Origin of the sequence: Caulobacter flavus (assembly GCF_003722335.1) — a bacterium.
GTDB classification, from domain to species: Bacteria; Pseudomonadota; Alphaproteobacteria; order Caulobacterales; family Caulobacteraceae; genus Caulobacter; species Caulobacter flavus.
In genome coordinates, this window is sequence record NZ_CP026100.1 from 2494085 (window position 1) to 2507073 (window position 12989).

Here is a 12989-nt window from a genome sequence, read left to right on the forward strand (position 1 = left end):
GATGTGTCCATGGGGCCTAACGGGGCGGCCTGAGGTCAGCCGGCGACGGGTACGACCTCGATGGCCAGCGGCGCGCCGCCGGCGGCGATGGCCAGCAGGCGGTCGACATTGGGGTGCGCGCCGGGGTTTTCGCGCGCGTCGTCCGTGTGCTCGGCGAAGACGGCCAGGCCGTGCTCGGCGGCCTTGGCGTCCAGCGCGCCGAAGGCCTGCTTCAGATACTGGTAGACGGCGACCGAGCCCTTCTTGCCCGGCTGGTTCTCGATGCTGGCGACCACGGTCGCGTCGGCGTCGACCAGGTCGACGCGCTGCACGCCGTCGATGGCCGGAAGCTGCTGAAGGTTGTCCTTGAAGGTCGCGCTGGGCTGGATCATCGCCGGCTTTCTCGAGTTTCGGAGCGGGGCGGGCCTTTAGCACCCCGCGCCGATGTCGGGCCAAAGAAAAAGGCCCTCCCGGGAGGGAGGGCCTTCGTCCTTGACGGAAGGTCGGTCGCCTTAGGCGGCCATGGCCTTCTGCAGGTTCTCGTCGATCTTGTCGAGGAAGCCTTCGGTGGTCAGCCAGCCTTGCTTGTCGCCGACCAGCAGGGCCAGGTCCTTGGTCATGAAGCCGCTTTCGACGGTGTCGATGCAGACCTTTTCCAGGGTGGCGGCGAACTTGGCCAGTTCCTGGTTGTCGTCGAGCTTGGCGCGGTGGGCCAGGCCACGGGTCCAGGCGAAGATCGAGGCGATCGAGTTGGTCGAGGTCGACTCGCCCTTCTGGTGCTGGCGGTAGTGACGGGTCACCGTGCCGTGGGCGGCTTCGGCTTCCACGGTCTTGCCGTCCGGCGTCATCAGCACCGAGGTCATCAGGCCCAGCGAGCCGAAGCCCTGCGCCACGATGTCCGACTGCACGTCGCCGTCGTAGTTCTTGCAGGCCCAGACGTAGCCGCCCGACCACTTCAGCGCCGAGGCGACCATGTCGTCGATCAGGCGGTGCTCGTAGTGGATGCCCAGCGCCTTGAACTGTTTGGCGTAGTGCTCGTCGTAGACTTCCTGGAACAGGTCCTTGAAGCGGCCGTCATAGGCCTTGAGGATCGTGTTCTTGGTCGACAGGTAGACCGGGTACTTGCGGTTCAGGCCGTAGGCGAACGAGGCGTGGGCGAACTCGCGGATCGACTCGTCGATGTTGTACATGGCCATGGCCACGCCCGAACCCGGAGCCTTGTAGACTTCGTGCTCGATGGTCTCGCCGTCTTCGCCGACGAACTTGATCGTCAGGGTGCCCTTGCCGGGGAACTTGAAGTCGGTGGCGCGGTATTGGTCGCCGAAGGCGTGACGGCCGACGATGATCGGCTGGGTCCAGCCCGGCACCAGGCGCGGCACGTTCTGGCAGATGATCGGCTCACGGAAGATCACGCCGCCCAGGATGTTGCGGATCGTGCCGTTCGGCGACTTCCACATCTTCTTGAGGTTGAACTCGGTGACGCGCTGCTCGTCCGGGGTGATGGTGGCGCACTTCACGGCCACGCCGTGCTTCTTGGTGGCCTCGGCGGCGTCGATCGTCACCTGGTCGTTGGTGGCGTCGCGGTTCTCGACCGACAGGTCGTAGTAGTCCAGTTCCAGGTCCAGATACGGGAAGATCAGCTTATCCTTGATGAGCTTCCAGATGATCCGGGTCATTTCGTCGCCGTCCATGTCGACGACGGGATTGGCGACTTTGATCTTGGCCATTGCGGGGTCTTCCTCTCGCGGTGGCGCGCTCTGACGCTCGGCGCACAGGGCCGGAACGTGGCGCGGACGGCGAGCCCTATAGACTGTTGCGGCCGCTGGGGAAAGGCTGCGTGGTGCGGCGTCCGGCGGTCGAGCGCGGCATTCCACCGCAGGCGACATGAAGTCCGCAGCGCCCTAATGGGTTGAGGCTGCGCCGGACGTCCCGCGTGGGGACGAGAGTGGGGAGAGGGTTTGAACAACTTGTGGCGTCATACGGGCGTGATGTCGCCCCTTGCGCGCCGGTTGCTGGCCTTCGCCGCCCTGCTGTCGATCGCCGTGACGGGGCTGGTCACGGCCGTCACCTTCTATTTCGTGCAGCAGAGCGCCGCCGAGACCCAGATGCGGCACCTGGCCGAGTATGTGGGCGAGCGGGTCAAGACCGAGGACCGCCTGTTCTCGGACCTCGTCAAGGTTCACGACGCCGCCAGCCTGGCCCTGATGCGCCGCCTGCGCGAGATCGAGCCCGACATCGACGGCCAGTTCGACCTGCTGTTCCCCGAGTTCGGCGACGGCACGCGCCGCACCGCGCCGCGCCTCTACGACGGCGGCCGCACCGGCAACCACTACGTCTACGGCATCGGCGGCTTCGTGCCCGAGGCCAGGGAGCTGACCCGCGAGGACAAGGCCCTGATGGTGGCGGCCATGGAGGTCGTCGCCAACGCCGGCGAGACCGAGATCGGCCACTACGACAACTTCTACTTCTTCACGCCGCAGACCCGGCTGGTGATGTTCGGGCCCAAGCGCAGGGACCGGCTGCTCTACTACAGGCAGGAGGCGCCGCCGAGCCTGGACATCGCCCAGGAGGAGATGAGCCAGCTGACCCTGCCGGCCAACAATCCGCAGCGGGTGATGAAGTGCACCAAGCTGCGCAAGCTGATCTCCAACCCGAACGGCCGGGGGCTGAACGCGGCCTGCGTGACGCCGTTCGACATCGGCGAGCGGCACGTGGGCGCCTGGGGCACCAGCCTGTCGCTGGACTCCTTCCTGCTGCGGGCGGTCGGCGACGCCCTGCCTGGCGGCCAGAACATGATCGTCTCGTCCGACGGCGATCTGATCGCCGCGCCGGGTCTGGCGGCTGACGGCGTGGTCGACGCCGCCCAGCTGGCCAAGGTGCAGTCGCGCGAGCGGGTGTCGGACCTGGTCGCCCAGATCCGCAGGCACGGCGGCGACGTCGGCGCGCTGCGCGACCGCACCGGCGACCGGGTCGTGGCCTATGGCCGGATGAAGGAGCCCGACTGGTACTTCCTGATGACCTTCCGTTCGGACCAGATCGTCTGGAACGCGGTCAAGACGGCCTCGTGGGTGCTGCTGTTCGGCGTGATCGGCGTCCTGGCCCAGCTCTTCCTGCTCTATCGGCTGATGTCCCGCGAGGTGGTGGCGCCCCTGAGGGGCCTCGGCGAAGCGCACCGCGCCGACGACGGCGAGACGGCCGCCCGCATCGAGGCTCGCGGCGACGAGATCGGCGCCCTGGCCCGCGCCCTGCGCAAGCAGAGGGAAGTGCACGAGGAGCTGCTGCGCTCGCTGGAGGTGCGGGTGGCCGAGCGCACCCGCGAGCTGGAGACGGCCAACCAGGCCAAGTCGGTGTTCCTGGCCAATATGAGCCACGAGCTGCGCACGCCGCTGAACGGGGTGATCGCCGTCGGCGACCGCCTCGCCGAGGAGACCGATCCGGCCCGCCGGCGCGAGCTGGCCGCCCTGGTGGCCTCGTCGGGCCGACTGCTCGAGCAGGTGCTGGGCGACATCCTTGACGTCTCCAAGATCGAGGCCGGCGAGTTCCAGCTGACCTTCGCGCCCTTCGACCTGGAAAGCCTGGTCGGCGGCATGGCCGAGCTGCATCGCGCCTCGGCCGAGGCCAAGGGGCTGGCCTTCTCGTGGTCGGTCACCCCGGAGGCGGCCGGCCGTTACGACGGCGACGCCGGCCGCATCAGCCAGATCCTGTCGAACCTGCTGGGCAACGCGGTGAAGTTCACCAGCGTCGGCGGCGTCGACCTGTCGGTAGAGAAGGTGGGCGAGCTGATCCGCTTCAGCATCAGCGACACCGGCGTCGGCTTCGACGACGCCGTGCGCGAGCGGCTGTTCAAGCGCTTCGTCCAGGCCGACCAGTCGATCACCCGCCAGTTCGGCGGCACGGGCCTGGGGCTGTCGATCTGCGCGGCCCTGGCCGAGATGATGGGCGGTTCGATCGACGCCCGGGCGGTGGTCGGACGCGGGGCGACCTTCGTCGTCGAACTGCCGCTGCAGCCCTCTACCGAAAGCCTCGCCAGCGATCACGCCGACGACGAGGGGCCAGTGTCGCTGGAGGGCATGCGGGTGCTGGTGGCCGAGGACCATCCGGGCAACCGCAAGGTCGTGGAGATCGTGCTGGAGCCCTTCGGCGTCGACCTGACCATGGTCGAGGACGGCGAGGCGGCGCTGCGGGCCCTCGAGGCCCAGCCGTTCGACGCGGTGCTGATGGACATGCAGATGCCGGTGATGGACGGGCTGACCGCCACCCGCGAGTTGAGGGCGCGCGAGGCGGCGGCCGACGCCGACCCGATCCTGGTGATCATGCTCACCGCCAACGCCATGGACGAGCATATCGCGGCCGCCCACGCCGCCGGGGCCGACCTGCACGTGGCCAAGCCGCTCAATCCGGGCCTGCTGGTCCAGGCCCTGGCCTCGGCGCGGCATCGCGCCGCGATCCACGACCTCGCCTCAAGGCTTGAAGGCTGAGGCCTTAGCAGCTATCTCCCCGGCCACAAACCGAGCGAGGCCACGTCCTCCCCCGTCCGTTTCCGGGCGGGCTTAAGTCCGGGACGGCCCGGCGTTCTTGCAAGGGAACGCCGTCATGGCTTGGATATTCCTCATCGTCGCCGGCCTGCTGGAAGTGGTCTGGGCCTTCTTCATGAAGGCCTCGGAAGGCTTCACCAAGCCGTGGCCAAGCATCGCCACCATCGTCTTCATGTTCGCCAGCTTTGGCTTGCTGTCGCTGTCGATGAAGGCGCTGCCGCTGGGCACGGCCTACACCATCTGGACCGGTATCGGCGCGGTCGGCGCCTTCGTCGTCGGCGTCGCGGTGTTGGGCGAACAACTCAGCGTCACGCGGGTGATCGCCGCCGTGCTGATCGTCAGCGGCCTGGTGCTGATGAAGCTGTCGTCGTCGCACTGACGGGGCGGAGGGGCGCCTAGCGTCCGCCCTTCTCCGCCGCCTGCAGCACCGTCCGCATGACCTCCAGGACCAGGGCGTCGCGGTCGCTCTCCTCTAGCGGCGAGGCCTTGAGGAATATGGCCAGCGCGAAGCGGCGGCCGTCCTTCAGTCGGACCATGGCCAGGGTGTTGTCGGCCGCCGTCAGGCCCAGGTCCCAGGACGTGGCCGAGGTGATGGCCGCCAGGCGCGCGCCGGCGGGCAGGGCGGGGCGCAGGCGATCGCCGGCGGCGGCCTCCATAATCCGGAGCAGGCGGCGGCGTCCCTCCTGGCCGCTCAGTTCGCCCTGGTTCAGCGCTTCCAGGAAGCGCACCGCGGCCAGGGGCGTGGTGGTGTCGTGCGGATCGGCCAGATAGTCCCGCCAGGCCTTGCGCCGGGTCGCCTCGGGCGTGGCCAGCACCGCCTTGCGCCAGGCCTGCCCGCGCCAGTCGGCCCGAAACGAGGCCGTGCCGGTCTGCTCGGGCGTCAGCTGGCGGGCGTAGCGGTCGACGCGGAAGTTCTCGACCTTCTTCAGGTCCAGCCAGGCGGTGACCGCGCCAGGGCCGCCGATCCGCTTCATCAGCACGTCGGCGGCGGTGTTGTCGCCGCCGGCCACGGCGCGCTTGAGCAGGTCCTCCACCGTCCAGCGCCGCCGGCCCGGCCAGGCGTCGGCCACGCCGCTGGGCGGCGGCGACAGGTCGACGTCGTCGATGGTCAGAGTCTCGCGCAGCGACAGGGCCTTGGCCTCGACCTCGGCCAGCACCGCCGCGCCCAGCGCCGCCGTCCAGATCCCGGCCAGCGGGAACAGCTGCTCGCCGGCCACGGCGGCCCGCTGGGCGGTGGATAGGTCCTGCACCGCCACGCCCAGGTCGCCGGGGCGGGCGCGCTCGGCGATTGCGGTCAGCTTGTGGCTCATCGCCTCGTGGTCGAAGGTGGGATCTTCCTGGCCGGCCAGCGGCGGCTCGCGACAGGCCGACAGGGCCGCCGGCACGGCGGAAACGGCGAGGGCGGCGAGCAGGGCGCGGCGGTGCATCGGGTTCGAAAGCCTCCAAAGCGTGAGCGCAGGCTAAACGCGCCAGACTGCTGTTCGGACTTGCGTCAAAGTATGGCTCGACGGCAAAGGACGCCCATGACCGCCGACACGACACCTCCCAGCCCCTCGGGCGAAATCGTCCGCACGCCGCCTTGCGTGATCCTCAACGCCCCGCAGCTGGCCGAGAACATCGGCTCGGTCGCCCGGGTCATGGCCAATTTCGGCCTGTACGAGCTGCGGCTGGTCAATCCGCGCGACGGCTGGCCGCAGGAGCGGGCCTGGGCCAGCGCCTCGGGCGCGAGCTGGCCCCTGGACGACGCCAAGGTGTTCGACACCCTGGCCGAGGCGATCGCCGACCTGCATCTGGTCTACGCCACCACGGCCCGCCCGCGCGAGACGCGCCTGCCGGTCTACACCCCGCGCGAATCCGCCGGCCATCTGGCGCAGGAAGTCGAGCAGGGCCGCAAGGTCGGCCTGCTGTTCGGCGGCGAGCGCGCCGGCCTGGAGACCGACGACATCGCCCTGTGCCAGGCCATCGTCTCGATCCCGATCGACGAGCGCTTCCGTTCGCTGAATCTGGCCCAGGCGGTATCGATCAACGCCTACGAATGGAAGATGACGGTCGACGACCGCCCCTGGAAGAAGTTCGAGCTGAACGTCGAGGGGCCGGCCGACCAGGCCGCGATGATGGGCCTGTACGAGCACCTGGAGAACGAGCTCGACAAGGCCGGCTTCTATCACCCGCCCGAAAAGAAGCCGTCGATGGTGCGCAACCTGCGCGTCCCGCTGGCCCGCGCCCGCCTGACCGACCAGGAGGTGCGCACCTTCCGCGGCGTGATCACCGCCCTCTCCAAGGGGCGCGGCCGGGTGCTGGCCAAGCTGGCCCAGAAGGCGGCGGACAAGGGCGAGGACTGAGCTTCCCCTCACGTTGCGGACGTTTTCGGACCACCTCGCCGCAGTAACCGGTTTCCCACCTTACGCCGCTTTAATTTCCGCCCTGGCGAAAACGCCGCTATCCAGCCAAAATCTGCAACCACGGTCCAGGTTGTGAGATAGCCGGCGGTAGAGCGCCGGGGGCGTAGGGTAGGGGGCATGGCGATGGCGCTTGGTGGCGTGCTTCTGCAGGGTTTTGCCGCGGCCTTGACGGTCGGTTCGGTGTCGCCGTCCGAGGCCAGGCCTCCAGAGGTCAAGGCTCCCGAGACCAAGGCCCCCGAGGCCAAGCCCGAGGATCCCAAGCCCGCGACCATTCCCGTCGTCGAGGCCGAGGACGCGGTCGTCGAGGGCGTGACCGTGCAGTCGGCGCCGCGCGGCAAGACCGAAGGCCCGGTCGAGCCCGAGGTCTCGCTCGACGAGGCGGCCATCAAGGCCTACGGCGCGGGTAGCGTCGCCGAGCTGATGACCATGCTGGAACCGCTGACCGTCAGTTCGCGCGGACGGGGCGGCGAGGGGCCGGTGACCCTGGTCAACGGCCAGCGCATCTCGGGCTTCCAGGAGATCGCCGGCCTGCCGCCCGAGGCGATCCAGCGCATGGACATCCTGCGCGAGGAGGCCGCCCTGGCCTACGGCTATCGCGCCGACCAGCGGGTGGTGAACATGGTCCTCAAGAAGGACTTCCGCTCGCTGAACCTGGAGGACGAGTTCCGCTTTGCCACCGAGGGCGGGCGCACCTTCAACGAGCAGAAGGGCAATCTCTTCAAGGTCGACGCCGACGCCCGCTGGACCGTCAACGTTCGCTACCGGCGCGAGACGCCGCTTTACGAGGCCGAGCGCGACATCGTCCGCGCCAGCAGCACGCCTTACGACATCCAGGGCAACATCGGCACGCCGACCGGCCCCGAGCTCGATCCGGCCCTGTCGGCCCTGGTCGGCGCGGTGGTGACCGTGACGCCCGTGCCGGCATCGGTCGCGAGCGGCGCGCCCAGTCTCGCCGACTTCGTCGCCGGGGCCGGAACCGCGGCGACCGACGACCTGACCGCCGCGCGCACCCTGCTGGCACGGGGCGAGGAGGGCGCGGTCCAGGGCGCCTACACCCGCAACCTGGTGCTGGGCGCGCTGGGCAACGTGACGACGACCTTCAGCGGCAACGCCGAGAGCACCAGCCGCGTCAGCTACAACGGCCTGACCGGCGTCGGCCTGGCCCTGAAGGCCGACAGCCCGTTCTCGCCCTTCGCCCGGGACGTGACCCTCTATCGCTATCTCGACGTGCCCGACGCCCTGCGCCGCAAGACCGACACCGACAAGGTCGAGCTGGGCATGACCGCGTTGGGCATGCTGTCGGGTTGGCGCTGGACGTTCGCCGGCAACTACGACCTGACCGACAGCGCCACGCGCACCGGCCGGGGTCTCGACACCGCGGCCTATCGCGCGGCGGTGGCGGCCAGCGACCCGAGCGTCAATCCGTTCGCCCCGATCCCGCGCGACCTGCTGCGCTACGCCGCCCAGGACACCGCCGACTCCATCACCACCAACGCCAGGGCCGAGCTGACCATGAACGGCACGGTCGCGCAGCTGCCGGCCGGGCGCCTGCGCGCCACGCTGAAGGGCGGGGTCGACAGCCGCAAGGTCGAGTCCGAGAGCGTGCGCTCGAGCGTCTTCACCCGCCGCACCCTGGTCCGCGACCGGGGCACGCTTTCGGCCAGCGCCGACGCGCCGATCGCCGAGCGCGACGGGGTGCTGGGCTTCCTGGGCGGGGTGTCGGTGAACGGCAACGTGCTGTACGAGCAGTTCTCCGACATCGGCGGCCTGATGACGGCGGGCGGCGGCCTCTCGTGGTCGCCGATCAAGCGCATGAACCTGTCGCTGAACTACAGCACCGAAGAGGGCGAGCCCTCGCCCCAGCAGGTCAACGACCCCGTGCTTCTGACGCCCAACGTGGCGATGTACGACTTCGCCACCAACCAGACGGTCAACGTCACCCGCATCGAGGGCGGCAATCCGAACCTGGGCGCCGACAGCCGCCAGGTCGTCAAGCTGGGCTTCAGCTACCGGCCGTTCGAGAAGCGCGAGCTGTCCCTGTGGGGCAACTACACGGCCAGCCGCGTCGAGGATCAGATCGCCAGCTTCCCGGCCGTCTCGCCGGAGCTGGAGGCGGCCTTCCCCAGCCGCTTCGTGCGCGACGCCGCGGGGCGGCTGACCTCGGTCGACACCCGGCCGGTGAACTTCGCTCACGCCGACCGCCAGGAACTGCGCTGGGGCCTGAACTACAACCTGCGCTGGGGCGGTCCGCCGCCGCCTGCCGCCGGCGCACGGCCGGGCGGCGCCCCGCGTCCCGGCGGCGGGGGCGGGCAGGCCGGCGGACCCGGCGGCATGATGCGGCCGGGCGGTGCGCCGGGGCAGGGCTTCCTGAACGTCTCGCTGAACCATCTGTGGCGGCTGCAGGACGAGGTGGTGATCCGCGATGGCATGACCCCGCTCGACCTGCTGGACGGCGCCTCGCTGGGCCGGCGGGGCGGTACGCCGCGCCACGAGGTCAACCTGCAGGCCAACCTGACCAAGGACGGCCTGGGCTGCGGCCTGCGCAGCGCCTGGCGCTCGGCCACCTGGGTCGACGGCGGTCCGCGCGGCGACGATCTGTTCTTCGCCGACATCCCGACCGTCAGCCTGTCGGGCTTCGCCGACCTGGGGCAACGCAAGGACCTGGTGCAGCGCTACGACTGGCTGAAGGGCTCGCGCGTGACCCTGGCGGTCGACAACCTGTTCGACGAGAAGCAGCAGGTCCGCGACGACCAGGGCCGCACGCCGCAGGCCTATCAGGAGGACTACATGGACGCCATGGGGCGGACCGTGCGCCTGAGCCTGAGGAAGCTGCTCTGATTAAAGTCAAAACCCCTCCCCCTTGATGGGGGAGGGGCAGGGGTGGGGGTGTGACGACGTCGGACGCCATGCGCGGCTGCCAGCGCCGTGGCTCACCCCCATCCCCGACCCTTCCCCCATAAGGGGGAAGGGAGCCTATCCCAATCCCCGCTCCAGGTGCTCGACCAGCAGCCGCACCTTGGCCGGCAGCAGGCGCAGGTGCGGATAGACCGCCCAGACGCCCTCGTCGGCGGGGGTGTTGTCTTCCAGCAGCGGGACCAGCCGGCCGTCGGCTATGGCCGGGTCGACGTAGAAGTTGGGCAACTGGCAGATCCCCAGGCCCTGCAGAGCAGCGTCCAGCACCGCCTGGCCGCTGTTGCAGCGGAAGCGGCCCTGGGGCTTGAAGGCGATCTCTCGTTCGCCCTCGCGCAGCGGCCAGGCGTCGGTCGCGCCCAGCACGCAGGCGTGGCTCTCCAGAGCGGCGATCGTCGTCGGCGCGCCGGCCCGGTCCAGATAGGCCGGGGCCGCGCAAAGGCGGCGGGTGCGCGAAGCCAGGCGCTTGGCGATCAGGCGGCTGTCGGTCAGCCGGCCGAAGCGGATGGCCAGGTCGAAGCCCTCGTTGACGATGTCGCGCACCGCGTCGTCCAGCTCCAGGTGCACCGACAGCTTGGGGTGGGCCAGCATGAAGGCGTTGACCGCCGGGGCCACGTAGCGCTCGCCATAGGCGCTCGAGCAGGTCATGCGCAGCAGCCCCTTGACCTCGCCGTCCTCCTCGCCGACCGCGGCCAGGGCCTCGTCGCGGTCGTGGATCAGCTCGCGGCAGCGGGCCAGGAACGCCCGGCCGGCGTCGGTCAGGCTGACCCGGCGCGTGGTGCGATAGAGCAGGCGGGTCTGCAGCCGCTCCTCCAGCCGGGCCACCTCGCGACTGACGCCCGAGGTCGACAGGCCCAGCCGCCGCGCGGCCTGGGAGAAGCTCTCGGCCTCGGCCGTGGCCACGAACTCGTCGATCCCGTCCCAGCGGCTCATAGGGTGGTGGTGCGCTCATTGTCCCGATGTGGCAACAATGTTTTGCACGGTGCGGGATTATCGCCGGGCCCGCATCGGCGTACCACAATGGCCGAGACCTTATCGGAGCCTGCCATGAAGACCCGCGCCGCCGTCGCTTTCGAAGCCAAGAAGCCGCTGGAGATCGTCGAGGTCGACCTGGAAGGCCCCAAGGCCGGCGAGGTCCTGATCGAGATCAAGGCCACCGGCGTCTGCCACACCGACGCCTACACCCTGGACGGCCTGGACAGCGAAGGCCTGTTCCCGTCGATCCTGGGCCACGAGGGCGCGGGCGTGGTGGTCGAGGTCGGCCCCGGCGTCACCAGCCTGGCGGTCGGCGACCACGTGATCCCGCTCTACACGCCCGAATGCCGCCAGTGCAAAAGCTGCCTTTCGGGCAAGACCAACCTCTGCACGGCCATCCGCGCCACCCAAGGCAAGGGCCTGATGCCGGACGGCACCAGCCGCTTCTCCTACAAAGGCCAGACCATCCACCACTACATGGGCTGCTCGACCTTCTCGAACTACACCGTGCTGCCCGAGATCGCCGTGGCCCGCATCCGCAAGGACGCTCCGTTCAAGACCGCCTGCTACTGCGGCTGCGGCGTGACCACGGGCGTGGGCGCGGTGACCAACACCGCCAAGGTCGAGCCGGGCGCCAACGCCATCGTCTTCGGCCTGGGCGGCATCGGCCTCAACGTCATCCAGGGCCTGAAGCTGGTCGGCGCCAACATGATCGTAGGCGTGGACCTGAACCCGGATCGCGAGGCGTGGGGCCGCAAGTTCGGCATGACCCACTTCGTCAATCCCAAGGACGTCTCGGGCGACCTGGTCGCCCATCTGGTGGCCCTGACTGACGGCGGCGCCGACTACACCTTCGACGCCACCGGCAACACCACGGTCATGCGCCAGGCGCTGGAAGCCTGCCATCGCGGCTGGGGCGAAAGCATCATCATCGGCGTGGCCGAGGCCGGCAAGGAGATCGCCACCCGTCCGTTCCAGCTGGTCACCGGCCGGGTCTGGAAGGGCACGGCCTTCGGCGGCGCGCGGGGCCGCACCGACACGCCCAAGATCGTCGATTGGTACATGGACGGAAAGATCCAGATCGACCCGATGATCACCCACGTCCTGCCGCTGGAGCGCATCAACGAGGCCTTCGACCTGATGCACAAGGGCGAGAGCATCCGCACCGTGGTGACGTTCTAAATCTTCAACTCCACCCCTCCCCCTTGACGGGGAGGGGCAGGGGTGGGGGTCACACCCCCGCGTCAGAACCTTGGCGCGGCCGTGGTGATGTCCGCCGCCGCTGCTCACCCCCATCCCCGACCCTTCCCCCATCAAGGGGAAGGGGGAGACGCGATCATGGTCGAGATCCTCAACACCCACCGCACCCAGGGCGGGACGCTGCGCTACTGCCGGCACGACAGCGCCAGCACCGGCACGCCGATGAAGTTCAGCGTCTGGGTTCCGCCCCAAGCAAAGGATGGCGGGGAGGGGCCGTTCCCCTATCTCGTCTGGCTGTCGGGCCTGACCTGCACCGAGGACAACTTCACCACCAAGGCCGGCGCCTATGCCTGGGCGGCCAGGCACGGCGTGGCCATCGTCGCGCCCGACACCAGCCCGCGCGGTGAAGGCGTGGCCGATGACCCAGCCTACGACCTGGGGCAGGGCGCGGGCTTCTATGTCGACGCCACCGAAGAGCCGTGGGCGCCGCATTTCCAGATGTACTCCTACGTCACCAAGGATCTGCTGGAGGCCGTCGACGCCGCCTTCCCGCTGGATCCGGCCCGGCGGGGGATCTTCGGGCACTCCATGGGCGGCCATGGCGCCCTGACCATCGCCCTGCGCAATCCGGGCCTGTTCAAGTCGGTCAGCGCCTTCTCGCCGATCGTCTCGCCGCTGAACTGCCCCTGGGGCGACAAGGCCCTGACCGCCTATCTCGGCCCAGACCGCGCCGCCTGGCGCGCCCACGACGCCTGCGCCCTGATCGAGGACGGCTTCGGCGAAGGCTTCGACGAGATCCTGGTCGACCAGGGCCTGGCCGACAGCTTCCTGGAAAACCAGCTGAAGCCCGAACTGCTGGAAGAGGCCGGCGCCGAGGCCCGGCTGAAGGTCACCGTCCGCCGCCAGGAAGGCTACGACCACAGCTACTTCTTCATCGCCAGCTTCATCGGCGACCACATCGACTGGCACGCGGCGCGGCTGTAGCCGG

General features: G+C 69.5%; 10 protein-coding genes. 6 read left to right on the forward strand and 4 right to left on the reverse strand.

The annotated features are described in order from the left end of the window. Positions 1-35: 35 nt before the first annotated feature. Both C1707_RS11475 and C1707_RS11480 read right to left on the reverse strand, forming a co-directional pair. Positions 36-371: a DUF2322 family protein gene (locus tag C1707_RS11475; protein WP_101711419.1), complete on the reverse strand. Its 336-nt coding sequence runs from the start codon at positions 369-371 to the stop codon at positions 36-38. 120 nt (positions 372-491) lie between these two features. Continuing rightward, a complete protein-coding gene (locus tag C1707_RS11480) occupies positions 492-1706 on the reverse strand; it encodes an NADP-dependent isocitrate dehydrogenase (RefSeq protein ID WP_101711418.1) in 1215 nt (404 codons plus the stop codon). A 261-nt stretch (positions 1707-1967) separates the two neighbouring features. Here C1707_RS11480 and C1707_RS11485 point away from each other — a divergent pair, with 261 nt between their 5' ends. Continuing rightward, on the forward strand, positions 1968-4457 hold the full coding sequence (locus C1707_RS11485) for an ATP-binding protein (RefSeq protein WP_101711417.1): 2490 nt from the start codon (positions 1968-1970) through the stop codon (positions 4455-4457). Positions 4458-4572: 115 nt separating this feature from the next. Continuing rightward, entirely contained in the window at positions 4573-4893 is a 321-nt protein-coding gene (locus C1707_RS11490) for a DMT family transporter (RefSeq protein WP_101711416.1), read from the forward strand. A 16-nt stretch (positions 4894-4909) separates the two neighbouring features. Here C1707_RS11490 and C1707_RS11495 read toward each other — a convergent pair whose 3' ends face one another. Next, positions 4910-5941: a serine hydrolase gene (locus C1707_RS11495; protein ID WP_101711415.1), complete on the reverse strand. Its 1032-nt coding sequence runs from the start codon at positions 5939-5941 to the stop codon at positions 4910-4912. A 96-nt stretch (positions 5942-6037) separates the two neighbouring features. On the opposite strand from C1707_RS11495, the gene C1707_RS11500 reads away from it, so the two are divergent. Next, positions 6038-6856: an RNA methyltransferase gene (locus tag C1707_RS11500; protein ID WP_164467332.1), complete on the forward strand. Its 819-nt coding sequence runs from the start codon at positions 6038-6040 to the stop codon at positions 6854-6856. A 177-nt stretch (positions 6857-7033) separates the two neighbouring features. Then, positions 7034-9754 (forward strand): porin family protein, encoded by a 2721-nt coding sequence (locus C1707_RS11505; RefSeq protein WP_240633916.1) that lies wholly within the window; start codon positions 7034-7036, stop codon positions 9752-9754. Positions 9755-9889: 135 nt separating this feature from the next. On the opposite strand, the gene C1707_RS11510 is transcribed toward C1707_RS11505, so the two are convergent. Further along, complete coding sequence (locus C1707_RS11510; RefSeq protein WP_101712479.1) at positions 9890-10759, reverse strand: LysR family transcriptional regulator; 870 nt, start codon at positions 10757-10759, stop codon at positions 9890-9892. A 114-nt stretch (positions 10760-10873) separates the two neighbouring features. Here C1707_RS11510 and C1707_RS11515 point away from each other — a divergent pair, with 114 nt between their 5' ends. Both C1707_RS11515 and fghA read left to right on the forward strand, forming a co-directional pair. After that, positions 10874-11983, forward strand: a complete 1110-nt coding sequence (locus tag C1707_RS11515; RefSeq protein WP_101712480.1) for an S-(hydroxymethyl)glutathione dehydrogenase/class III alcohol dehydrogenase — start codon at positions 10874-10876, stop codon at positions 11981-11983. Between the two features lie 153 nt (positions 11984-12136). Further along, positions 12137-12985, forward strand: coding sequence for an S-formylglutathione hydrolase (fghA, locus tag C1707_RS11520; protein WP_101712662.1), 849 nt, complete (start codon positions 12137-12139; stop codon positions 12983-12985). Positions 12986-12989: the final 4 nt, after the last annotated feature.